Origin of the sequence: Streptomyces sp. NPDC101151 (assembly GCF_044768335.1) — a bacterium.
Lineage (GTDB): Bacteria > Actinomycetota > Actinomycetes > Streptomycetales > Streptomycetaceae > Streptomyces.
On the sequence record NZ_JBIWPP010000005.1, the window covers coordinates 316,069 to 338,960 of the forward strand.

Consider the following 22,892-nt stretch of genomic DNA (forward strand, 5'->3'; position numbering starts at 1 on the left):
GACCTGCGGGCAGCAGCGATCAGGTGCGCTCGGGCTGCTGCCCGCAGGCATGACGGGTCGACCCAGGGCTGGGCGAGAGTGGGAGATGCCGGGGAGGCCGGCTGAGGGTGGGGCCCTACAGGGCGGAGTGGAGGGCGGTGGCCATGGGCAGGCCGATGCCGAGCCGCCTCTTGAGCTGGGCCGCTGTGATGGGTTCGCCGTGTTCGTCGCGGTGGGAAGCGGCGATGCAGCGTGCTTCGGTCAGCAGCGGCTCAGGCACCTTGACCGCAGGCGCAGGCGCAGGCGCAGGCGCAGGGGCGACGGGGGCCGGGGTAGCGGGTGGAGCAACCGGAGTCGGCTCCTGTGTGACGAGCGGCGCAGGCGTCGGGACGGGTTCCGGCTCGTTGGAGACCAGGGCGGGCTCGTCGGCCGCTTCCGGGTCGGTCGCGGGGGCCGGGTCGGCTGCTGTGGTGGCGACGGCGTGGAAGGAGCGCAGGAGCTGGGGGCCGACCGCTCCCCAGCCGAGGAGCAGCACCGGGGCTACGGCGTCGACAGCGGCGCGGCCGTAGTGCCGGGCGACGATCGGCTCGGCGATGTTGAGGGCCAGGGTCAGCAGCCCGGACACGTGCATGAGGCGAGTGGCCGCCTTCATCTGCTCGGGCGGGACGCCCCGCAGGGAGAGGTAGCGCAGGGCGACCAGGAGCCCGACCACGGACAGGTCAACCATGGGGGCGATCAGGGGCGCGATGGGGGCAGGGACGCCCAGGCGCAGGGCCAGGGCCCAGACGTTTCCGAAGGAGAAGACGAATGCCAGAGCGGCGATGATGCCCATGACCACGGTCACGGTGCGCTGGGTGATCCTGGCTTCAGACATTGGGTGTTCACCTCCTTTCGTGGCTGCGTGGGACTCGTTGTCAGGGCCCGTCAGAGCTTGAGCCTGGCTATCTCGGCTGCGTTGGGGCCGAGGAACCTTTCGAGGAGTTGGCGTTCCCTGCCGTTCGCAGTGCGGTAGGCCGTGACGCCGATCGCTGCGGCATCCAGCAAGCGCCCGTCAGCGGTGGCCCGCCTCATGGCCCGTACGGCTTTGCGGATACTGGGGCGCATCTGTCCTCCCTGTGTGTCAGGCCGCCAGCGGCGTGGAGCCGTCGTCGTCCGGGTCGTCCTTGGTGAGGTCCACGACCGTCTGTCCGGTCAGGTCCTCCAGGAGCCGGGCCGGGTGGTGCATCAGGTGGGCGGTGGCTTCGGCGACGCGGGCGGCGTCCTCGTCGGCGACGTAGGGGGTGCGGATGCGGATGAAGCCGGGGCGGCCGTGCTGGGACATGACCGCGACACCGACGTACGCGGGGTCCTGGAGATGGACCGGGCTTGCGTCGGGCCATTCGCGGATGTCGTCACCGAGCGCGGCCACGGCGGCGTCAGCGGTCTTCTGCGCGAAGGACAGGCCGACCGGGCAGACATCGCGGATGAAGGTGGGGATGGCGTCCCCGGTGGTCTTCTGCGTGGTGAGCAGGGTCAGGAAACCGACAGAACGGCCCTTCTTCACCAGGTCCTCCGTGAGCCGGGCGTTCTCCGCAGCGAACGCCGCCAGCCGCTTCGTGGCCGGGTCGGAGCCCTTGTGGTCGCGGAAGTAGGTATGGGCCTCGTCGATGACGATGACGATCAGGGGCCAGTGGGCCGACGGGCCGACGTGCCACATGTTCTTCTTGCCCAGCACCTTGCGGATGCTCGCGGAGCGGGCACGGCGCAACTCCACCAGCTCCCTGAGGAGCTTGTTCGCTTCCTCCAGGTCATCCCCGCAGAACGCGAACGCCCGCTGTACCAGGTCGGCGTAGTCGCCCTCGTAGGCGTGGGATACCTTCCCGTCGAAGAAGACGAACTGCACGGTCGGCGAGGGCGCCCAGTCACACACCAGCCGGTTCACACACGAGGTCTTCCCGAAGCCCGGCAGGCCGCCGACGGCCACTCCGGGCACTTCCTTGAGGGGCACGAAGACGGGCATGCCGAACTCGTCCACCCCCAGGTCCCACTTCGCGTACTCCTCAGGCGGGCGGCCGGTGGGCACGTGAACGGTCGGCGTGATCAGCGGGTCCACGCGCACCCCGCGCAGCATCACCTGTCCCGGCTTGTCCCCCGGCAGCGCGGACACGCGGGTCATACGCCAGGCATCCGCCAGGTAGGGGGCCGCCTTCTGGAACTCCGCCAGGCCGACGCCCGGCAGACAGGTCGCCCGTGCGATCACCCCGAACGCGTCATGCGTGACCTTCAGCGCGGGGACCTGGACGCGGGGCTTGACGGGCTTGCCGTCCGTGTTCGCCAGCGAGGCCAGCGGGGTCGGCATCCTGTCCGTGGCGCACAGCTTCAGCATCTGCGCGAGCCGCTTCCAGGTCCGCCGAACCCGCACGGCCTGCCGGATGGACTGCCGGGTCATGGAATCGGCCCGCACGTAGCGCACCACCCACCACACCGACCAGCCGACCAGCACGACCAGCGCCACGCCGACGACCAAGGGGCCGTAGCCGAAGGCCCCTCCCGTCGGGTCGTTGTCCTTCATGTCTTGCTCTCCTGCGAGTTGTAGAGGAAGGCCGCAAGGGCCGTTTCAAGGGCCACCCGATCCGGGGCGGTAAGGCGGGGGAAGCCGTAGCCGACAAGCACGGCCGCCACCGAGTTGATGAGGGAATCGGTGATCCGGGCATCCGGCCCGGCGCGAGGCAGCGGGTAACTGCGCTCGACGCCGGACCGGAACGCAGTACCGCTCACGCCGCGTCAGCGACCGGGGCCGGGGCGACCAGGTCGAGACGGTCAGCGCGGTAGGCGATGCCGTCCGAGAGCGAGCCGTTGAAGATCCGGGCCCACGGAGTGGCGAACAGCTCCATCGGCATCACCGGCACACCCGGCTTGAGGCCGTTGGGGAGGCCGGTCTCCGGAACCGTGATCTTCAGCGCCTCCGCACGGTCCTCCTCCATGAAGAAGAGGGTGACCGTGAACAGCTTCGCGCCGGTCTCGCGGTCCACGGCGAATTGGGTCTTCTCTGCGTCCGCGTACTTCGGCACCGCCATGTTGCCGACCATGAACGACGCAGACGGAAGCAGGCCAACACGGATACGAGCCATGGGTGTTACGTCCTTTCGGTAGGTGCTCCGCCGGGTGGCGAAGCGAGATCAACAGTGCACTATCCGCCATGAGTCCGTCAAGCGCCTAGCGCACATCGCACCTATGGTGGGGTAAGCCCATACGGGAATCAGGGGGTGCAACAGGGTCTTACTGCGGTAGACGGGCCAGGCCCGCTACCCTCGGGTTATGAAGCTGCCCAAGGACTCCGACACCCCGCCGTACCGTCTGGTCGCCGAAGAGCTGCGGCGGCAGATCCGGTCCGGCCGGCTCAAGCCGGGCGAGCGGGTGCCTTCGTCTCGCGACCTAGAGGCGACCTACGAGATCGCGAACATGACCGCGCGTTCCGCCCTGCGCATGTTGCGCGACGAAGGGCTGATCAACACAATGCCGGGTCGGGGCAACTTCGTCGCTGACCCTCTACCAGAGGCCGACCCGAAGGTCGGCGCTCCCGAGGCGGCAAGCGGCGGGCAGATGCCCACGAAGGAATACGTCGAGCTGTCCGAACGACTGGATGCGATAAATGCCAGGCTGGACACTCTGTTCCAGGTCTTCGGGCAGCTCGGTGGCGTCACTGAGGCGAAGAGGGCGCCGAAGAAGTAGCGCGGACGTTTTCGAGGACCCGACGCGCCAGATCTTCCAACCGCGCCACCTTGTCTTCAACTTCCTTGAGCTTCGCGGCTATCAGTGCTGCCTCGTGCTCGTTCATTTCCACCCGTTCGTTGTTGTGCCGTTCCTGCGCGTCGAGTTCAGCCAACCGCCGGGGGCTTGCCCGAAGGCTTGCCCAGCGGTCATCCACCACTGGATCAGGGCTTGCCCGTGCCGCTCGGCAAGCCGTCATCCCGGCTGTTGAGCCAGGTCTACCGGCCGAACCGGACAGGTGCGAGGGGCGTAGCTCCGCGCTCCCATCAGGCGGGCAAATACCTTCTTTCCCGTCCCGCCGTACGGGCCCGTGCCTTTTCTGCTCGCTCATGTCGCTTGTCCTTCCAGTCATCCGGGCAGTGCATCAATGGTCTGGAGAAACGCCGGGTTGGGTAACCGGCGATCGTCGGCTATGTTCCGCCGCCCCGTTTTGAGGGACGCCCATAGAGGTCGGATTTTCGGGTCGCGTGTGACCCCGAACAGATGTGACGCCGATCACTTCCCTCGCTCCGTCCGTACCTAGGTCTGCCGGGCTCTCCGGTGTGCGCAGCAGCAGATCATCGAAAGCGGACACCTCCACCGCGACGGGCGATCCCCTGCACTTGCTACAGGTCCGAAAATCCGCTCTGGTGTGACACCGCCTTGCGTGACCTGCCTCACAGCTCACCGGAGGCCCGCGCTGCCAGCCCATCACCCGCTACCAACCACGCCACTGACCACGGAGGGGCGACCAAGGTCGCGAACACATAACAGCCGCGCGCTATCACCAAGCGCCAGCACACCCAACCGACCAGACCACCTACCACCAGAGGCTCTCCATGGTCATGAGCGCATAACGAAGACTGCGGTAAGCCACCGGCTTTTCCACAGGCCCCAACCATGGACCGACCAACCTGTGGATAGATTCCGCCGACCGCCAGGACAAATGGTCAGCAATACGACCATGGGTGTTCATAACAGTTGGGGAGCTGCGGAACGGATGGGAAGGCAGAGACACCGCATGGCGGCATGAGCGGCCGGGGCCCACCGCAGCGGAGCTGTTCAGAGTTTCTTTACTGGATCAAGGCGGCCCGCCTACGGCGGACCGCGCGCGCGGGCGGCCACGGGCCGCCGCCGCTCCTTGTCTCCGCCACCGCTCCGGCGGCCCCTGCCGCTCAGCGCGCAGCATCGCCATGGCGGAGAGCCAGACCAGTAAGCAACCCGACCACTCCGAGCAACAGGACCAGGCCGACGCCGACCTGGTGTGAGCGCGCCGCCCAACCTGCCATCGTTCCAAGCAGGGTCGGCCACAGAGCCTCAGACAGAGCCCGTCCGTGAGGCAGCTGCGTCGACAACGCCCACGCTGGAACGAGGCCGAGGCCCGTGACGTATCGAAGAAGCGTGGCTGAGGCCGGCGGGTGGTTGCTGGAGCCACACGTGGCGGGTGCTCGTTCGGCGCACCCGCCGTCGTGGCTGACTTTCGGTGGCTCAGGTCAGGACTCCTCTCCAATTCGGCAACAAGGAGCCAGGGTTGCAGCAGCACCCGAATCCGAGCACGCCAACCACCCCGGTACCATCGGCACCGGGGTCCTGATCAGGGCTTCCGCGACCGGACCACCCGGAATGCTGTCCAGGCTGAGGGTGGTCCGGTCTTTGCGCGGTCGGTCTTCGCTGCGCGTCGCGTCGCCGGAGAACACCGGCGCTTCGGGTTCAGCTCATGGCCCTACCGATCTCGTAGATCGTTGGCCTGTCTTCGGGAGCAGGGCAGAGCATGGCGTCGATCAGCTCGCCGAGCTCGCCGTTCACCTTCGCGGTCCGACGCTTGCCGTTCGCGACGGCTCGTCTCTGCTCGGGGCGCGGTGCGTCGTCCGGGTACTCGACGATTCGCCATCCCGTGGCGGAGATGAGCAGTGAGGCGCCGAGCGCGTAGATGTCGGCTTCCGGCGTAGGCTCCGCCTCTCCGGTGGCGAGCACGCTGCGCGCGATCTCTGGTGCCTCGTAGTGGACGAGGCAGCCGCGGAACGGGAAGTCGTACCCCTCAGGCACGTGCCCGCCGCGCGCCAAGGCCAGGTCGATGAGGTGCGTGCGTTCCGGGCCGATGATGAAGTGCGCGGGCTGCACGTCGCCGTGGGCCCAGCCCTTGGAATGCAGTTCGGCCAGCGCTTCCACGCAGCCCAGGGCCACGCTGGTGTGCGGTTCGATGCGCGAGCCCGGCTCACGGCAGGGCGCCCACAGCTGGTAGAGATCCGGTCCCTCGCGCCACGGCTGGAAGTTCCAGGTGCCCAGCTCCCATTCGCCGTACGCGAAGTCATGGAAGCCCAGGCGGTGCAGCACGGCGCCTTCCCGTGCCGGTGCTAGCGCCGTCCACGGCTGGGCGGGCCAGTCGGCCGTAGCCTCAATCGGATAGCCGACCTTCACGGCGCACTGACCCCGATGGCTCTCGACCTCCCAGACCATCGAGCCCCGGCGATTGACGACCAGGCGCTGAGCTGTGGGCATGAGCGCGTCGAGCACGACGATCGGCAGTTCAGGGGGTGTCCCGGACAACGTCAGTTCTCCTTCCGGGCAACGCGGCCGACCACGCGTCGAGGCCGGCCGCGCGCTGGTGTCGTGTAGCTACGCCTGACCGTACGGGCGGCCGCAGTCCGAGTCGCACTGCGCGAGGTTAGTGCCGTCCACGGTCCAGAGGCCGTCGAAGACCATGAACCCGGCCGCCTTCATCGCGTGTGCCGAGGCGGCAACCTTCTCCGGGTCACGGGCCCCTCCGCCCGGCATCGGGTTGTGGTGCAGGAAGCGGCCCGCGTACCGCTCGCACAGTGCGGCGTACTCCTTCGTGTGCAGGATGAGCGCGTGCAGACCGAGGTCCACGTCGTCCGACGGGACCATGGGGACGGTGGCGGTTGCTGCGGTAACCACGAAGGCCACCGCCTGGTCCGCGATCCGCTCGGCCCGCTCGCGCGTCTGCCCGCTGTGGACGACCACGAAGTGCGTGAGGCTGTCGAACAGGTCCTCACCAGCCACCGCGCGACCGGTCTTCTGATCGTTGGCCGTTGCCGTCATGCGAATACTCCTTGAGTGTCGCTGTGCTCTGGCACTTACGCCCGCATCGATCGCCCAGGCACGGCCCGGGACAACCGGGGGATGGAAGGCCGGCCCCGAACGGGGAAGGGGGGAGCCAATGAAGGTGGCACCCCGTTCGGGGCGGCCGGTCTACTGGCTGATACCGAGGGCCATGCCGATCACCAGGCCGCACGAGCTGCTGATCACGATGATGAACAGGACCCCCGCGTACCGGCCGATGGCGCGCATCACAGGCCGTCCCGGCCGTTGCCGTTCTTGATGGCCAGGCGGGCGGTCAGTTCCTCCCGCGCAGTCGGCGCCACCACGTTGCCCGGCTTGGCGTCCCACTCGACGCCGCCACCGATGGGCCTTATCTGCACCCGGGCGCCGACCTCACCCATGACGACGCCGATACGTCCACTGGCTGTGTCCTTCGCCAGTTCGCCGATGCCTGGTCTGGTCTGCTGGTTGCTCGCCATGGGCATGAGCATCCTGCCGCCCAACAGGACGTCGGAACCTCCGACAAACCCCACTTCGGGACGTCCCGCGTCAGGTAGAACGTCCCTAGTGCCGTCCCCGGATGTTAGGAGAGATTGGGATGCCGAACGAGAGATTACGTGCCGCCATGGTGGCCGGCGGCTGGACGTACTCCGCCCTCGCGGACAAGGTCGAAGTTGATCCCAAGTCCGTAGAACGCTGGGTCAATCTGGGGCGTACGCCGCGCCGGGCCACGGCCATGTTGGCAGCGGAAACGCTAGGAGAAGACGTGCACGCTCTATGGCCAGCGCTCCGGCAGGCACGCCCCGCCCGCGCCGTCAGTCCGGAACTTGTGGCTCTCTACGACCAGCGGGCGGACATCCCCGTGTCCACGTTCGTAGACATGCTGACCCAGGCCCGCGAGCAGATCGACGTGCTGGTGTACGCCGCCGTCTTCTTGCACGAGGCGTACCCAAGACTCAACGAGCTCTTGAAGGAGCGAGCGGCCGAGGGCTGCGCAGTCCGTATTGCACTCGGCGACGCGGACAGCTCAAACGTCCAGCAGCGCGGCGAGGAAGAGAAGTTCGGCCACGGGATCCAGTCCCGTTGCCGCCTCGCGCTGATGCACTATCGCCCCCTTGTCGGGGTCCCTGGCATCGAGGTGCGGACCCATGGCACCACGCTTTACAACTCGATTTACCGGGCCGATGATCAGGCACTGGTCAACGCTCATGTCTGGGGAGTGAACGCCTACGGTGCCCCTGTCTGGCACCTGCGTCGAAGTGGGGAAGGCGGCATGTTCGACACGTACGCTGACAGCTTCGCTGCGGTGTGGGCGACCGCGACGCCAGTCCGAAAAGGGTGAGCATGGCACGGACCGAGTACTACGACGACCCGGCGGCACCTGAGCCGAACAGCTTGGTGGTCGCCGCGTCCGCCGTGGTTACCGACGACGAAGGGCGCATGCTCCTTCAGCGCCGACGGGACAACGATCTTTGGGCGCTCCCTGGTGGCGGCATGGACATGACCGACTCACTCCCGGGAACGGCCGTCCGCGAGGTGAAGGAAGAAACGGGTCTGGACGTGGAGATCACCGGGCTCGTGGGCACGTACACCGACCCTCGCCACATCATTGCCTACTCGGATGGTGAGGTGCGCAGACAGTTCAACATCTGCTTCACCGCCCGTGTCGTCGGCGGTCGACTCGCAATCTCGGACGAGTCCACGGAGCTGCGGTTCGTCAAGCCGGAGGAGGTCGATCAGCTGCCGATGCACCACACGCAGCGCCTCCGGATCCGTCACTTCCTGGACGACCGTGAGCGGCCCTATCTCGGCTGACCTCATGGCGCCTGTGGCGGGTACTTCGCCAGCGACGATGGCACGCAGGGCCCGTTGAACACACCATCAGCCCGGAGGCCGAGCGCTCGCACACCTGCTGCCCGACCCTGCCTCCGTGACCACGGACCGTCGTCACGGCAGAAGAGCACCCCGGGCGCTTGGCTGGGTGGGATTCTTCATTACTTACCCGAAGTGCCGGGCTCCGTGCTGAGGTTGACAGCTACCATCAGTTGTCTGCACGCAAACGGGGAGGGGACACCGTGGACCCGGCACTCATCACGTTGGCCAGCGCAGGCGGCACAGCCGTTGTATCGGCTATGGCAACGGACGGGTGGGACACCCTTCGATCGGGCGTTGTCGCTCTGTGGCAACGATTCCGCCCTGGCTCCACTACTGAGCTGGAGAGAGAGCTTGAGACCTCTCGTTCGGCATTGCTTGCTACTCCGGACACTGACATTGACCAGGCCCGGCAAGCGCTTCAGTCGGCGTGGCAGGGGCGCATCCTGACGCTGTTCTTGGAGGACCGGGCTGCCGCGGCTGAGTTTGAGGCGCTGCTATCTAAGCTCACGGAGTCCGGACAGTTGAAGGCCAACATCACCTTCAATGCTGAGGCACGTGATCAAGGCCGCGTGTACCAGGCAAACGGCAACCAGTTCATCAGCGAGCGATGACCCCAGATCACCGCGGAAATAAGGGTGACTCGCAGTGGTACATGCATGCGAGCGCTGAGGCTGAGGGGCGCATCTATCAAGCGGGCCGCGACCAGCACATTACGGAATATCACTTTCACCGGCGGGATACCCTTCCGGCCGATCTCGAGTCCGCGATCACGCTGGAAGACACCACTTTTGAAGAGAGGTACCTCTCCTATGTGGCAAACAAGCATTCCCATCTGACTATTTACGGCATCGACCTGACTGAGGCTCCGGGCCAGTGGCCGATCGACACTGCTTACCTGACCCTTCAAGCAGGATCGACGGAGTTCACAACTACAGTCCGGCACGATCTGGTTGCTCCCTCTAAATATGTGACAGTTTCGAACGTCAATCTCCCTTCCGATCAAGTGCTCGCGGAAAAACCTCGGGTGATGCTGTACGGAGTAGCGGGGTCAGGTAAGACCACGTTGATCCAATGGCTGGCTGTCACCGCGGCTACTCAGAAATTGGACAGTTCACTCGAGTATCTGAGGGGGCGAGTCCCATTTGTGCTCCCCTTGCGTAGCATCAGCCGCGCAGGGAAGGAGTTACCACTGCCTAGTGACTTCCTCGCTTCGGTCGGGTGCCCTTTATCGGGGATGCAACCCACCGGATGGACGGAAAGAGTTCTGTCTGCCGGGCGAGCGCTGGTCATGGTTGATGGTGTCGACGAAATTCCGGAAGCGGAACGCAAGGAGATGCGCACCTGGATAGGTGATTTGCTTGCCAGCTTTCCGGGCAACCTGTGGTTAACGACTTCGCGCCCTTCAGCTGTTCCGGAAGAGTGGCTCGAAGGTGACGGTTTCGCTGAGCTGATGCTAGCCCCTATGGGATACAGTGACGTTGCCTCATTCATACAGCGATGGCACGCAGCGGCAGGTGCGCCAGACTCGTTCAGAGATTCACTCCTTTCCGCCGTGAGGGCTAAGCAAGACTTGAGTCGCCTTGCGACTAATCCGCTGATGTGCGGGCTCATATGTGCGCTTCATCGAGACCGACATGCCTTCCTTCCCGAAGGTCGGAAAGAACTATACGAAGCCGCGCTCTCCATGCTTTATCGACGCGACCGTGAGCGAAATATGGGCGAGCCTGACGGCATTCATCTCAGAGAAGAGCCGCGCATTCAGCTGCTTCAAAAGATTGCCCATTGGCTCATTCGTAACAACCGAGCAGAAATGGATCGCAGGCTAGCTGAGAGGATCATTGCAGACGCGCTTCCCTCGGTCGCGTCTGCTGCCTCTCAGGGCGATGCTCAGCAGATTTTTCGGCACCTACTTCTGCGTAGTGGGCTACTCCGCGAGCCAAGCTCGGGGCGCATCGACTTCGTCCATCGAACGTTCCAAGACTATTTGGGAGCAAAAAGGGCCGTTGAGCAGTGGGATATTGGGCTTCTGGTCTCCAACGCTGGTTTCAGTCAGTGGGAGGACGTGATTCGCATGGCGGTGGCACACGCCCGTCCGCATGAGCGGGCTGAACTTATCCGTCATGTAATTGCCGATGGTGATGCTAGTTCCTCTCGCGCCACCCGGGCTCGACTTCATCTTCTGGCGATGGCGTGTCTGGAGCACGCAACCGAATTGGACCCCCAGGTGCGCAATGCCGTAGAGGATCGAGCCACGGCCCTGTTCCCACCTCGAAGTATGGATGAGGTCATGGCCCTCGGTGAAGTCGGGCCGATTGTTCTCGAATTCCTGTCCACTGATTCGAGTCAGGTGGGCGAGCAGGCTCGTTATACCGTTTTGATCGCTTCTATGGTTGGGACGGACCAGGCCATCCCCATCATGGCTGCGCATCGCCATTCGCGCGATGTCGTAATGCGCACACAACTCGCTAACGCTTGGCACCGATTCGACGTGAAGCGGTATGGCGACGAGGTGATCTCTCACCTGCATGAAGCGGACCTGTTTTTTTCGGTCTCTAGCTTGCAGGAGCTCCAAGTGCTCCGGAGATTGGGTGGCAGGCCGATGATCCGAGTTGACGCCTCCATTTCGGCCGAACAGCTAAGAGAAAACATCGACCCTTCCACGCTTTGGCAGCTTTGGATTACAAGAGAAGCTTGCAGAGGCGATCTCAGTTGGCTGTCATATTTCCATAACCTAAGAGTGCTTCACCTGACCGATAGGGAAGCCGAGGTGAATATTGTCGGCCTTGCCGATATGGCGAGGCTCCGGACTATTCACACTAGCTGTAAGAGCGTGCTAGGTGCCGAGAGTCTCCCTCCTTCGATCGCAGTTTTCAAATACTCCTGATAGGAGTTCTAGCGACCCGTTCCGTCGCAGGTGGACGGTGCTGGGTGTGCGTCTCTGAGGGGAGCGGACGTGGCAATGGTTGTTACAGCCCCTGGCACTGTTCCTGGCTGACGGAAACCCTGACGGACGGCACATGATGATCGTTGATCACGACCAGCAGCGATCAGTTGGGCTGAAGGCGGAGTCGCCGCTCAATCGACTACCCAATCCTACGGATCAGAAGGTGTAGGCCCCGTGCTGCACTGCTACGCAATGGAGCCACGGTGGATGTCCGTGGGCGCGGGAGCCAGCGGTGAGCAGTTCCCTTGGAGATGCCCGTACGGCACTAGGCTTCGGTGTGCCGGCGTGGGCCTCGGACCAGGTGCCTGATCTATGCAGTGGCCCTGGGGCGGAGCAGAGCCAGTGGACCCTGCGTGGACCATGGCCCCCGCGAAACGCTCGCGGCCGGTACTCTGTACCCGCTCCACCCCAGGTGGGCGGAGCCGAGGTGGGTTGCCCGAGCGGCCTAAGGGAACGGTCTTGAAAACCGTCGTGGCGCGAGTCACCGTGGGTTCAAATCCCACACCCACCGCTTAGCAGGTCAGAAGCTTGCAGGTCAGAAGGGGTGCCACTCTCCGGAGCGGCACCCCTTCTGCATGACCTTGTCTCACCCTTGGCCCGCCGGTATCCCACCGATGACCAGCGCGTGCGGCCAACCTGCGGCCAAGATTCAGGGCCCCTCGGCCCCACTCTGGTGCTCCGCCAACCCTTGCTCGATCAGCGCGTTCATCTTGGCTTCCTCGCCGTCCAACGCCTTGGCGTAGTACCGCTGGAGCACGGCAACGCTCTGTCCCGCACGGCGGGCCGTCTCGGCCAGGCTCAGCCCGGAGCGGAGCCGGAACGATACGCACGCGTGCCGCAGGTCGGTAGGGGATGGCAGCGAGCGGAGAAGCCACCTGCGCGGCGGTGAGCGCCTTCCTGCGAGCCTCCTTCCACGCCGCGCCGTACTCCTGCGACCCCGTCGTGGCTGGGGCGGTCGACTCCACGGACCTACGTCCAGCTCAACGGCCCTGCCCTGGTAGAAATTGACGTCGTTGCAAACGTCTTGCTACCGAGCAGGGCCGTCCTCGTGATCGAGTAAAGCCGGCCGAAATCTTCCGTGAATAGGCCTCGCTCGCCCGTTGGGAAGGCACGAGGCGGGCTACGGAAGCGTGCTGCAGTCTATGAGTTGCACCTTCCACTGCCCGTCGGCTTCGCCGGTGGCCGCAACGAGCTCCGGGCTCCATGTCTGAAGGTACGGCTGGCGGACGCTTTCAGTGCTCCAGAGAGTGTATCCATCGGTGTTCTTCGGATACAGGGCTACCCACTGGCCTGTTGTGTGGATGATGCGGGGCTGGAATATGAGCCTCCCTGCGGTCCCGGGGTCGACGCCCAGAGTGTTGGTCTCCAGGGTACTGGTGGCGTTTATCGTGGCCACCGTGTGCTGGTATTGGTAGGCGAGGTCGATACCGGCCTTGATGTCCTTGGGGAGCTCTATATCCGCTTTGAGAGTGATTTGAACGCCCTGCGTGTCCTGCACCAAGGTGCTGACCGTCGACGTGATCCCCGCGCTGAAATTGGCGGGCGATGTATTGTGGCAACGGTTGATGATGGCGGATTCCGGTACCACCGGCCCCCAGTCTTCGCTTTTGGTTTTCGGTTGGAAAGTGCACGTTGGGTTCTGCAGCTGCCCGTATGCCCATGTGTAGTTATTGAGGTAAGTGTATTGATTCCACACGCTCGAACCGGTCGTGCTGGCGCAGTCTCCGTTGACATTCGGCGTATACGGGTAACGGGAGGGAGCTATCGTGCACCAAGGCTGTAGACCGGGGATACAGCCTGACGGCATAGGGTGTGCCGTCCCGTCGACGATGGCAGACGCGTAGGCGGAGGTACCGTTGGCGAGGATCAGTGCCGGGGCGCAGAACACCGCAAGTGCGGCGGGGAGTCTTCGCAGCCAGGCCGCTCGTCTGAAATGTTTCATGGCGGTTCCAATCCTGTCCCGGCAAGCGGGAGCTGCCTGCCGGGCAATTGTTGATAGCCGGGACATGCTCGGGTAAACAACCTGGCCTTCCGTCACACCGAGACGACACTAGGGCGTGGGCCGGAGGGAATGGGCTGCGGCATGGGAGAGTGCCCAGGCAGCCGATAACTCTATTGACCGCCTGCGCGCCGGCATCAGAACCGTGTCGCAGTAAAACCGAGTAGCCGAAGTATCGCGAGGCAAAAGGCTGCTATCCAGAGCCCTCAGCCCATATCTCGGCAAAGTCGCTGTGATCTCGTGAGTGTGCAGGTCACGACGGTATGGCGATGCCCGGAGGGCGCGCCAGCGGACACAACGAAGCTCCGTTGTGGACGTGACCTTGCCAAGTCGCCCGCGTCCAACGGAGCTTCGATGTGCCGTCAGAAGCGTGTGGGTGGCCTGACGGAGAGCCCGTACGCCTCGCGCGTGGCCGACGCGACTAGGGTCCCAGCCGGGCGAAGTCGTAGCGCAGAGGAAGTCGCGCGCGGTCTCCAAAATCGCGAGGACGCCGGTTCGAATACGGTCGGCTTCGTCCGCAGCGCGTCCAGATGCATGTCCTAGGGTCACCAAATGGCCCCGTCAGCGGTACGGATCATGCGTGGCTTGGGAATCCGCCTGAGTGTCTAACTGCGCTACAACGGCCCCGTGCCACGGCGCACCATCACGGAGGCTCGTGGACGGTCCGCCGAGGTCACGACCGGTTTGGCCGCAGGTCACGCAGTCGCTCGCATTGTTTCGGGACGAAGAGGTCACCCCGTCAGGCGCGGCGCATGGCCAAGGTCACCCTGGTGTGCCTCAAATGCAGCCCGTCCATCAGGAGTGCGAGGCATCCGGCGACATCCTTGGCCATCCTCCGGCCAGGGCGCTGCTCACGAGATCGGCAACGGTGAATAGGCAGGTCACAGGGGTAGTCGGCACTGAAATGCGGTCGGTCTTGAAAACCGTCGTGGCGCGAGTCACCGTGGGTTCAAATCCCACACCCACCGCGTAGTTGAACGGCCCCGGACCGGGCGAAACGGTCCGGGGCCGTCGCCGTTGCCGGCCGGGAGGGGCGTTTCGGGGCCCGGCCTGTGCACGTCACATGATCCGTGCGCCGTGACGGCACCGTCCCGAGTCCGTGACACGGGTTCTCGCGGTGGTGCGGTGCGCACACGGAGGGCGTTACGGTCCGGATCCGGGGCGGCCGGTCGGGCCGCCCGTGAAGGGGGGACCTCCGATATGCATGCCCATCGCCTCAGACCCGTCGTCGTCGCGCTCGCGGCCGTCGCACTGGCCGCCGTGCTCACCGGGTGCCAGGGAGACGACTCCGCCGCGGGGTCCGCCGGTTCGTCCGGCGCCGGAGCCACGGCCGGTTCGGCGCCAGGCACGGCGGACGGAAAGGGCACGGGCAAGGGCGAGGGCACGGGCACGGCGGGCGCGGGTGCCACCGCGACCCCGACGCCCGCCGCCAAGGTCACCGGACCCGCCAAGCCCACGGCACCCGCCAAGCCCGCGGCACCCGCCGCCGACTGCGTCGACGAGGCACCGGACCCGGACCACGTCGATCCCGACGAGATCGCCGTCTACCGCGTCGAGGAACTCGACGGCAGTACCGGCAAGGTGAACCTCGTCATCCAGCACGGTGCCTGGGGATGTGCCGGCAAGGACGGCGACGGTGCGCCGTTCGTCGTCACCGGCGAGGACAGTCGCTGGGCCCTGGACCAGGCGGCGTACGTCACCGCCACCAACCCCGTCACCGGGAGCAGTGAGAACCAGCGCATCGGCGTGCAGGAACTGATCGACTGGATCAAGGCGCACCCCGACTCCGGCCTGGTGTTCAAGTACGAGACGGGCGACGACGGTTCCATCGACCGGCTGGAGCAGGTCTACACGCCGTAGTCGCCCCATCCACCGCACGCGCGCGGGGGTGTCGTGTCCGGGAGACGTACTCGCGGGCCGCGTTCCTCTCCCGGTTCCCGCGTCTCACGGCCGGTGCCCCGTCATCCGGGCGGCCGACGCGATCGTCGCACGGGCCTCGCGTTCGGACAGGCCGGTGTTGAGGGCCGCTTCGATCAAGGGGAGGAGCAGGGCGGGGCCGAGGCCGTTCTCGTAGGCACGGCAGGCCGCCCAGAAGAGCCGGGTGTTGCGCTGGCCCTCGTGTGCGGTCAGGACGAACTGGACCAGGCCGCGGCCGTGGTCGCCGGCGGGCGGCGGCGGCGCCGGGGGCGCGGTGCGGGGCGGGGGCAGGAGCAGCCGTAGCAGGGCGGGCGGGCAGGCGGCGGGGGCGAGGCGCGCGGTGCCGGGCGCGGCGGCGTACACGCCGTGCTCGGTGCGGGAGCCGGGTCCCACGAGATAGCCGCCGGCGCCCCGGATGTCGATGCCGGGGGCGAGCCGGCCGGCCGAGTTGGGGACGACGACGTCCGGCGGGCCGGTCAGCCACACGTGGCGGCCGCCGCTCGGGGTGAGGACGACGACCGTCTCGGGGATCGTGAACAGATGCCGCAGGGCCAGTTCGCGCAGGGCGGCCGAGGAGTCCGTGCCGGACTTGGTGTCGAGGTCGACGCCGATCAGGTGGTGCGGGGGCAGCCCGCAGGCGATGCCGTAGCCGGTCGCCCAGGGCGCGGCGGCGAACAGCTCGCGGATGCGGACCGGGTCGGTCGAGGCGTCGTACACGCCGTGACCGAAGCGGCCGCACTCGCCGTGGCAGGGCCCGGGGTCGGGGTCGGGGTCGTCGCGGTGCGGGGAGCGCAGGGCCGGGAGTTTCGTCCGGGACAGGGGGATGACGGCCAGTCCGCGTTCGGCGGCTGACAGAGCGTGTGCGAGGGCCAGCGTCGTGGCCTGCCGGTCGGTGGTGGCCATGCCTCCATGTTCGTACTCATGTTCGAAAAAGGGAAGAGGAGCCCGGTTGCGACGCGCCGGGACGGGGAGATTGGCCGGAAAGGCGCTGGAACGATTCACCCGTTGCGGTGCTTGGGGAGTGAAGGTCCCTCCTGTGCCGTCCTGTGACATGAGGTGAGCAAAGGTGGCGATAAGGGTTTATCGACTTGTCATCACGCTTGCGTGCGAATCAGGGCTTCCGGGGTGGTTCGCCGGGGATTCGGTGGGCAACTCTGGTTGCGCGACGTCGTTCACGACAACCGAGGCGGTCGGCCAACTGCCTTGGTGCAAGCCGTACTTCACGTACTTTCGGCCCTAGGGCCGCTCAGTGCTCGGTTCTGGAGGAACAACATGGCAAGCATCCGTACCGCCCGCGTTCTCGCCGCCGTCTCCGCCCTCCCTCTTGCAGCCGCCCTCTTCGCCGGTGTCGCTGCCGCGGACAACGGCGCCTTCGCGGACAACGGATCGAACGCCGGAGTGTCGAGCATCATCGGCAGCGGTGTCGGCCACAACAACAACGGAAACTCGTCCACCACCCAGCAGAACGCGGTCGGCTCCGGCGCCTCGAACCAGAGCAACACCGCGCAGGTGAACGGATCCGCGTTCACGTCCGTCCAGCAGGGCAACGAGAACGTGGCCGTCAACTTCACCCCGCTGTGGTGAGCCTCGGCCGAGGCCCCTTGTGGTGAGGGTCCTCGGGGGGTGTGCTTCGGGGTCGTAACGCGTCTGCGCGGCGGTGCTTCGGTGCCGCCGCGCAGACGTTTTCCCGGCGCGCTTACGGCCGCGCTGACGGCCGTACGGACGGCGCTGCGGCCGGGTGGGCGGCCGACCTTGACACCGACCAGTATCTGACGGACAGTCAGAAACCGTCCTGTCAGGCAAGCGAGGCCGGGAGGGCCCGTCGTGCACCTCGCCCCCACCGAGCGGCAGCAACGCCTGCGCGCCGAACTCCGTGCATACTTCCGTAGCTTGATGCCCGAGCCCGGCCGGCCCGCCGACGGACGCGCCCTGCTGCGCCGTATCGGCGCCGACGGGTGGCTGGGCCTCGGCTGGCCGGCCGAGTACGGCGGTCAGGGGCGGGGCGCGGACGAGCAGTTCGTGTTCTTCGACGAGGCGTACCGGGCCGGCGCCCCCGTCTCCATGGTCACGCTCAACACGGTCGGCCCCACGCTGATGAAGTACGGCAGCGAGCGCCAGAAGGACTGCTTCCTGCCCCGGATCCTCAGCGGCGAGCTGGTCTTCGCGATCGGCTACACCGAGCCCTCCGCCGGCACCGACCTCGCCGCACTGCGGACCCGGGCCGTACGGGAGGGCGACGGCTGGCGGATCGACGGGCAGAAGATCTTCACCTCGGGCGCCCAGCACGCCGACTGGATCTGGCTCGCCTGTCGCACCGACCCCGACGCACCCAGGCACCGGGGCATCTCCCTCCTCCTCGTCCCCACCGACGCCCCCGGCTTCTCCTGGACGCCGATCGAGACCGTGGGCGGGCAGACGACGACGGCCACGTACTACGACGGTGTCCGCGTCCCGGCACACAACCTGGTCGGCGCCGAGAACGAGGGCTGGTCGCTGATCACCAGCCAGCTCAACCACGAACGGGTCGCCCTCGCCGCCATCGGCATGCAGGCCGAGGAGTTCCACGCCGCCGTCCTCGCCGCCGCCCGTACACCCGATCCGGTGAACGGGCGGCGCCTGATCGATGAGCCCTGGGTGCGCGAGCGACTGGCCGAGGCACATGCCCGGCTGGCGGCAACGCGCCTGCTCAACTGGCGTCTGGTGGGGGACGTGGGGGCGGGCCGACTGGCTCCTGGCGACGCCAGCGGCGTCAAGGTCGTGGGGACCGAATCGGCGGTCGCGGTGTACCGGATGTGTCAGCACGTGCTCGGGACGGACGGGCTGGCGGGACTGGTCCGCTCGGGGTCGCCGGGAGCGTTCGGGGACGGCGAGCTGGAGCGGCTGAACAGGGCGGCGCAGATCAACACGTTCGGGGGCGGGGTAAGCGAGGTGCAGCGGGAGATCGTCGCGACGATGCGGCTCGGGATGACGAGGGGACGGAGGTGAGCACGGTGGACGGTGTGGGGCCCGATGAGCTGGGCGTGCGGCTCAAGGAGTTCGAGGGACGGCCCGCCGCGGTCGCGGGCGTGGGCAAGGACCCGGTGAACGCGCCGATGATCCGGCACTGGTGCGAGGCGATGGGCGACACCGCGCCGGCGTACCGCGGACCCCGTGCCGTCGCCCCGCCCACCATGCTCCAGGTGTGGACGATGGGCGGCCTCCGGGGCCACGAGGGCCGCACCGGAGCCTACGACGAACTCCTCGGCCTGCTGGACGGGTCGGGCTGTACGTCGGTGGTGGCCACCGACTGCGAGCAGGAGTACCTACGACCCCTGCGCCCGGGCGACGAGGTCACCTTCGACGCGGTGATCGAATCGGTCTCCGGCCGCAAGACGACGAAGCTGGGCACGGGGTACTTCGTCACGACCCGCATGGACGTACGGGTGGACGGCGAGCTCGCGGGCACCCACCGCTTCCGCATCCTCAAGTACGCCCCGGCCCGCCGCACACCCCCGGCCCGGCGCCCCGGGCGCCCCCGCCCGGTGGTCAACCGGGACAACGCCGGCTTCTGGGAGGGCGTGGCCGAGCACCGGCTCCTCATCCAGCGCTGCACGGGCTGCGGCATCCTGCGCCACCCCTGGCTGCCGGGCTGCAATGCCTGCGGCTGCCTGGACTGGGACACGGTCGAGGCGAGCGGCGAGGGCACGGTCTATTCGTACGTGGTGATGCACCACCCGCCCTTCCCGGCCTTCACGGAATCCGATCAGGCCGCTGACGCGGCGGGGCCCTACGCGGTCGGCCTGATCGAACTCGCCGAGGGCGTGCGGATGGTGAGCAACGTGGTGGGGGTGCCGTACGACAAGGTGCGCATCGGCCTGCCGGTCCGGGCGGAGTTCAGGAGCTACGAAGACGAAGGTGCCGAGCAGGGCGCACTGGCCCTGCCGGTCTTCCGGGTCGTCGAGGGCGAGGGGTGACATGGACTTCACACCCACCGAGGCGCAGGCGGAGGCCCGTGACCTGGCCGCGCGGATCTTCGGCGACCTCGCCACCCACGAGCGGCTGAAGGCCGCCGGCACCGGAAGCGACCCCGAGCTGTGGAAGGCCCTTTGCACCGCGGGCCTGGTCGGCGCCGTGACGGAGCTGGGCCTGCTCGGGCTCGTGCTGCTCCTGGAGGAACAGGGGCGTACGACGGCCCAGGTGCCCTATGCGGCGACGTGCGTGTACGGCCTCCTGGCGGTCGCCTCCCATGGCACCCCGGAGCAGCGGGAGCGGCTGCTGCCGGGCATCGAGGACGGTTCGGTGGTGGTCGGCGGCGCGCTCCTGACGCAGGGAGGCGTACGGGCTCCAGCGCGAGGTGAGCTGACCGGCTCCGTCCCCGTCGTCCCCTGGCTCCGGGACGCCACCCACGTCCTGGTCGCCGACACCGAACGCCGCCTGTGGCTGGCCCCGCTCGGCGAGGGCACCGGGATCACCCCGGTGGAGCTGACCGCCCCCTGGTCCGCGGCCCGCCTCACCCTGGACCGCGCCCCGGCGGAGCCCCTCGGCGCCCCGGACACCGCCGTCCACGCCGACGTCCTCGCCACCGCCCGTACCGCCTTCGCCGGGCTCCAGGCCGGGGTGTGCGCCGGATCGCTGGCGCGGGCGGTGGCACACACCGACACCAGGGAGCAGTTCGGGCGCCCGCTGGCCACCCGGCAGGCCGTCCAGCTCCGGGCCGCCGACGCCCACATGGACACCGAGGCGATACGGGTGACGGCGTACGAGGCCGCCTGGCGGCGGGACGCGGGGCTGCCGTACGCCACGCATGCGCTGACCGCCGCCTGGTGGGCCTCCGAGGCGGGGCAGCGGGTCGTCCACACCGGTCAGCATCTGCACGGCGGGACCGGAGCCGACCTCGACCATCCGGTGCACCGGCACTTCCTGTGGGGGCGGCAGCTGGACGCCTATCTGGGATGCGGGGCCGAAGTACTTCAGGAACTGGGGGAGTTGATCGCACATGGGGAGTGAGAAGCGCACCGAGAGGCCGGAGGTGGGCGCCGAACTGCCGCCGCTGGAGATCCCGGTGACGCGAACCCTGATCGTGGCCGGGGCGATCGCCTCCCGGGACTACCAGGACGTGCACCACGACGCCGAGCTGGCCCGGCAGAAGGGCTCACCCGATGTCTTCATGAACATCCTGACGACGAACGGACTGGTCGGCAGATACATCACGGACCACTTCGGCCCGGCGGCGGTGCTCCGCAAGGTCGCCATCAGGCTGGGAGCGCCCAACTATCCGGGGGACACCATGGTGCTGACGGGCAGGGTCGAGGCGGTCGACGGCGACACGGCGACGGTGCGTGTGCTCGGGGACAACGCCATGGGCCGGCATGTGACCGGCACGGTGACCGTCAGAGTCCCGGCACCGCCCCAGGACCGGGGGGCCGCGTCATGAGCGTGCGCGCGCGGGACTCCCTCGGCGGCCGGGCGGCGATCGCCGGCATCGGAGCCACGGAGTTCTCCAAGGACTCCGGGCGCAGTGAGCTGCGCCTGGCGGTGGAGGCGGTGGGGGCCGCGCTGGCGGACGCGGGGCTCACACCGGCGGACGTGGACGGTCTGGTGACGTTCACGATGGACACCAGCCCGGAGATCACGGTGGCCCAGGCCTGCGGGATGGGTGAGCTGTCCTTCTTCTCCCGCGTCCACTACGGCGGCGGGGCGGCCTGCGCGACGGTCCAGCAGGCGGCGCTCGCGGTGGCGACGGGCGTGGCGGAGGTGGTGGTCTGCTATCGCGCCTTCAACGAGCGGTCGGGCCGCAGATTCGGCGCCGGCGTGCAGCACCGCGAGCCGTCGGCGGAGGGTGTGGCGCTCGGCTGGGTGCTGCCGTTCGGGCTCCTCACCCCGGCCTCCTGGGTGGCGATGGCGGCCCAGCGGTATCTGCACACGTACGGGCTGACCCCCGAGGCGTTCGGGCACGTGGCCGTGGTGGACCGGAAGTACGCGGCGACCAACCCGGCGGCCTACTTCCACGGCCGCCCCATCACCCTCGCCGACCACACGGCCTCCCGCTGGATCGTGGAGCCGCTCAGACTGCTGGACTGCTGTCAGGAGACCGACGGCGGGCAGGCCCTCGTCGTGACGTCCCTGGAGCGGGCCCGGGACCTGCCGCGGCCGCCCGCCGTGATCGCGGCGGCCGCCCAGGGCGCCGGCCGCGGGCAGGAGCAGATGACCGGCTTCTACCGGGACGAGCTGACCGGCCTGCCCGAGATGGGCGTGGTGGCCCGCCAGTTGTGGCGGACGTCGGGGCTGGGCCCGGACGACATCGACGTGGGGATCCTGTACGACCACTTCACACCGTTCGTGCTGATGCAGCTGGAGGAGTTCGGGTTCTGCGGAAACGGGGAGGCGGCGGACTTCGTGGCCGAGGAGCGGCTGCCGCTGAACACCCACGGGGGTCAGCTGGGGGAGGCGTATCTGCACGGGATGAACGGGGTGGCGGAAGCGGTGCGCCAGCTGCGCGGCACGGCGGTCAACCAGATACCGGGGGCGGCCCGGACCCTGGTGACGGCGGGCACCGGGGTGCCCACATCGGGGCTGGTCCTGGCGGCCGACGGGTGAGCCCTCAGGGGCGAACCCGCAGATGCGGTCACCCCGTAGTCCACCTTCAGGAGGTGTAGGCAACCCCACCCCTACAACCTGAGGGGGACCCGGCTTCGGGACCTGGGGCCGATCCGTGGGAGCACGGTCCGCTCCTAGCGTGGAGCCATGACCACTCCCGTCTGCACCAGCGCCTCGGCCGCCGCTGCACCAAGCCGGCAGACCCTCCCCCACCCTCGGCTCCGTCCGAGCGTGGCGACCGCCATGTACCCGTCGTTCGCGTCGTACGTGAGGGCCCGCCAGCCGGTCCTGCTGCGCACGGCGCGCTCGCTGACCGCGAACCCCAGCGATGCCGAGGACCTGCTGCAGACCGCGCTCGCCAAGACCTATGTGGCCTGGGAGCGGATCGAGGACCACCGGGCGCTCGACGGCTATGTGCGCCGGGCCCTGCTGAACACGCGGACCTCGCAGTGGCGCAAGCGCAGAGTGGACGAGTTCGCCTGTGACGAGCTGCCCGAGCCGGAGCCGGCATCCGCCGCGGACGACCCCGCCGAGCGGCAGGCGCTGCACGACGCCATGTGGCGGGCGATCGCCAAACTCCCCGCGCGGCAGCGGGCGATGGTCGTCCTGCGGTACTACGAGGACCTCAGCGAGGCCCAGACGGCCGAGGTGCTCGGCGTGTCGGTGGGCACGGTGAAGTCGGCGGTGTCGCGTGCGCTCGGCAAGCTGCGCGAGGACCCGGAGCTGGGCCCGGTCCGTTAGGCCCGTTCGGGATTTCGGGCGGCCGAGTTGTCCTCCCCTAGTGACATACCGCGCGGTATGTGAGCAGAATCG

Annotated in this window: 24 protein-coding genes and 2 tRNA genes; 15 read left to right on the plus strand and 11 right to left on the minus strand. The window is 67.5% G+C overall.

What is annotated here, in order from left to right; all coding sequences use genetic code 11:
• Positions 1–115: 115 nt before the first annotated feature.
• From ACIRU3_RS12310 to ACIRU3_RS12330, 5 genes are read right to left on the minus strand one after another with little or no spacing between them, the layout of a single operon-like run.
• Positions 116–853, minus strand: a complete 738-nt coding sequence (locus tag ACIRU3_RS12310) for a DUF2637 domain-containing protein (RefSeq protein ID WP_404055188.1) — start codon at positions 851–853, stop codon at positions 116–118.
• Between the two features lie 50 nt (positions 854–903).
• Positions 904–1,083, minus strand: coding sequence for a hypothetical protein (locus tag ACIRU3_RS12315; RefSeq protein WP_404055190.1), 180 nt, complete (start codon positions 1,081–1,083; stop codon positions 904–906).
• Between the two features lie 16 nt (positions 1,084–1,099).
• On the minus strand, positions 1,100–2,530 hold the full coding sequence (locus tag ACIRU3_RS12320; RefSeq protein ID WP_404055192.1) for an FtsK/SpoIIIE domain-containing protein: 1,431 nt from the start codon (positions 2,528–2,530) through the stop codon (positions 1,100–1,102).
• On the minus strand, positions 2,527–2,736 hold the full coding sequence (locus tag ACIRU3_RS12325; protein ID WP_404055194.1) for a hypothetical protein: 210 nt from the start codon (positions 2,734–2,736) through the stop codon (positions 2,527–2,529). The genes ACIRU3_RS12320 and ACIRU3_RS12325 overlap by 4 nt, the downstream gene beginning before the upstream one ends.
• Entirely contained in the window at positions 2,733–3,089 is a 357-nt protein-coding gene (locus ACIRU3_RS12330) for a hypothetical protein (RefSeq protein ID WP_404055196.1), read from the minus strand. The genes ACIRU3_RS12325 and ACIRU3_RS12330 overlap by 4 nt, the downstream gene beginning before the upstream one ends.
• Positions 3,090–3,276: 187 nt before the next feature.
• On the opposite strand from ACIRU3_RS12330, the gene ACIRU3_RS12335 reads away from it, so the two are divergent.
• Complete coding sequence (locus tag ACIRU3_RS12335; protein ID WP_404055198.1) at positions 3,277–3,690, plus strand: GntR family transcriptional regulator; 414 nt, start codon at positions 3,277–3,279, stop codon at positions 3,688–3,690.
• On the opposite strand, the gene ACIRU3_RS12340 is transcribed toward ACIRU3_RS12335, so the two are convergent.
• The 4 genes from ACIRU3_RS12340 to ACIRU3_RS12355 form a co-directional block, all read right to left on the minus strand.
• Positions 3,659–3,889 (minus strand): hypothetical protein, encoded by a 231-nt coding sequence (locus ACIRU3_RS12340; protein ID WP_404055200.1) that lies wholly within the window; start codon positions 3,887–3,889, stop codon positions 3,659–3,661. The genes ACIRU3_RS12335 and ACIRU3_RS12340 overlap by 32 nt on opposite strands.
• Before the next feature lie 1,529 nt (positions 3,890–5,418).
• Entirely contained in the window at positions 5,419–6,255 is an 837-nt protein-coding gene (locus ACIRU3_RS12345) for a protein kinase (protein ID WP_404055202.1), read from the minus strand.
• A gap of 69 nt (positions 6,256–6,324) precedes the next feature.
• On the minus strand, positions 6,325–6,768 hold the full coding sequence (locus ACIRU3_RS12350) for a hypothetical protein (protein ID WP_404055204.1): 444 nt from the start codon (positions 6,766–6,768) through the stop codon (positions 6,325–6,327).
• A 248-nt stretch (positions 6,769–7,016) separates the two neighbouring features.
• The gene (locus tag ACIRU3_RS12355; protein ID WP_404055206.1) at positions 7,017–7,247 is read right to left on the minus strand and encodes a hypothetical protein; all 231 of its coding nucleotides are present in this window, start codon (positions 7,245–7,247) and stop codon (positions 7,017–7,019) included.
• A gap of 119 nt (positions 7,248–7,366) precedes the next feature.
• On the opposite strand from ACIRU3_RS12355, the gene ACIRU3_RS12360 reads away from it, so the two are divergent.
• From ACIRU3_RS12360 to ACIRU3_RS12380, 5 genes are all read left to right on the plus strand, one after another.
• Positions 7,367–8,110 (plus strand): XRE family transcriptional regulator, encoded by a 744-nt coding sequence (locus ACIRU3_RS12360; RefSeq protein ID WP_404055208.1) that lies wholly within the window; start codon positions 7,367–7,369, stop codon positions 8,108–8,110.
• A 2-nt stretch (positions 8,111–8,112) separates the two neighbouring features.
• Positions 8,113–8,583: an NUDIX hydrolase gene (locus ACIRU3_RS12365; RefSeq protein WP_404055210.1), complete on the plus strand. Its 471-nt coding sequence runs from the start codon at positions 8,113–8,115 to the stop codon at positions 8,581–8,583.
• Positions 8,584–8,843: 260 nt separating this feature from the next.
• Complete coding sequence (locus ACIRU3_RS12370; protein ID WP_404055212.1) at positions 8,844–9,254, plus strand: hypothetical protein; 411 nt, start codon at positions 8,844–8,846, stop codon at positions 9,252–9,254.
• Positions 9,251–11,527 carry an NACHT domain-containing protein gene (locus tag ACIRU3_RS12375; RefSeq protein WP_404055214.1) on the plus strand — a complete coding sequence of 759 codons (2,277 nt, stop codon included), beginning with the start codon at positions 9,251–9,253 and terminating at the stop codon, positions 11,525–11,527. Before ACIRU3_RS12370 ends, ACIRU3_RS12375 begins: the two co-directional genes overlap by 4 nt.
• A 486-nt stretch (positions 11,528–12,013) precedes the next feature.
• Positions 12,014–12,098 (plus strand) — tRNA-Ser (locus ACIRU3_RS12380).
• A 609-nt stretch (positions 12,099–12,707) separates the two neighbouring features.
• On the opposite strand, the gene ACIRU3_RS12385 is transcribed toward ACIRU3_RS12380, so the two are convergent.
• Positions 12,708–13,088, minus strand: a complete 381-nt coding sequence (locus ACIRU3_RS12385) for a hypothetical protein (RefSeq protein WP_404055216.1) — start codon at positions 13,086–13,088, stop codon at positions 12,708–12,710.
• Positions 13,089–14,025: 937 nt separating this feature from the next.
• On the opposite strand from ACIRU3_RS12385, the gene ACIRU3_RS12390 reads away from it, so the two are divergent.
• Positions 14,026–14,100, plus strand: a tRNA-Trp gene (locus ACIRU3_RS12390).
• A 686-nt stretch (positions 14,101–14,786) separates the two neighbouring features.
• Entirely contained in the window at positions 14,787–15,446 is a 660-nt protein-coding gene (locus tag ACIRU3_RS12395) for a hypothetical protein (RefSeq protein ID WP_404055218.1), read from the plus strand.
• 84 nt (positions 15,447–15,530) lie between these two features.
• On the opposite strand, the gene ACIRU3_RS12400 is transcribed toward ACIRU3_RS12395, so the two are convergent.
• Entirely contained in the window at positions 15,531–16,406 is an 876-nt protein-coding gene (locus tag ACIRU3_RS12400) for a bifunctional DNA primase/polymerase (protein ID WP_404055220.1), read from the minus strand.
• A 369-nt stretch (positions 16,407–16,775) separates the two neighbouring features.
• On the opposite strand from ACIRU3_RS12400, the gene ACIRU3_RS12405 reads away from it, so the two are divergent.
• The 7 genes from ACIRU3_RS12405 to ACIRU3_RS12435 all read left to right on the plus strand — a co-directional run bounded on the left by ACIRU3_RS12405 (position 16,776) and on the right by ACIRU3_RS12435 (position 22,820).
• On the plus strand, positions 16,776–17,087 hold the full coding sequence (locus ACIRU3_RS12405; RefSeq protein WP_404055222.1) for a hypothetical protein: 312 nt from the start codon (positions 16,776–16,778) through the stop codon (positions 17,085–17,087).
• A gap of 240 nt (positions 17,088–17,327) precedes the next feature.
• Positions 17,328–18,488 carry an acyl-CoA dehydrogenase family protein gene (locus ACIRU3_RS12410; RefSeq protein WP_404055223.1) on the plus strand — a complete coding sequence of 387 codons (1,161 nt, stop codon included), beginning with the start codon at positions 17,328–17,330 and terminating at the stop codon, positions 18,486–18,488.
• A complete protein-coding gene (locus tag ACIRU3_RS12415; protein WP_404055225.1) occupies positions 18,485–19,456 on the plus strand; it encodes a bifunctional MaoC family dehydratase N-terminal/OB-fold nucleic acid binding domain-containing protein in 972 nt (323 codons plus the stop codon). The genes ACIRU3_RS12410 and ACIRU3_RS12415 overlap by 4 nt, the downstream gene beginning before the upstream one ends.
• A 1-nt stretch (position 19,457) precedes the next feature.
• Positions 19,458–20,489 carry an acyl-CoA dehydrogenase family protein gene (locus tag ACIRU3_RS12420; protein ID WP_404055227.1) on the plus strand — a complete coding sequence of 344 codons (1,032 nt, stop codon included), beginning with the start codon at positions 19,458–19,460 and terminating at the stop codon, positions 20,487–20,489.
• Positions 20,479–20,916: a MaoC family dehydratase gene (locus ACIRU3_RS12425; RefSeq protein WP_404055229.1), complete on the plus strand. Its 438-nt coding sequence runs from the start codon at positions 20,479–20,481 to the stop codon at positions 20,914–20,916. Before ACIRU3_RS12420 ends, ACIRU3_RS12425 begins: the two co-directional genes overlap by 11 nt.
• Entirely contained in the window at positions 20,913–22,079 is a 1,167-nt protein-coding gene (locus tag ACIRU3_RS12430) for a lipid-transfer protein (RefSeq protein WP_404055231.1), read from the plus strand. Before ACIRU3_RS12425 ends, ACIRU3_RS12430 begins: the two co-directional genes overlap by 4 nt.
• 147 nt (positions 22,080–22,226) lie before the next feature.
• Complete coding sequence (locus ACIRU3_RS12435; RefSeq protein ID WP_404055233.1) at positions 22,227–22,820, plus strand: SigE family RNA polymerase sigma factor; 594 nt, start codon at positions 22,227–22,229, stop codon at positions 22,818–22,820.
• The last annotated feature ends 72 nt before the right edge of the window (positions 22,821–22,892 follow it).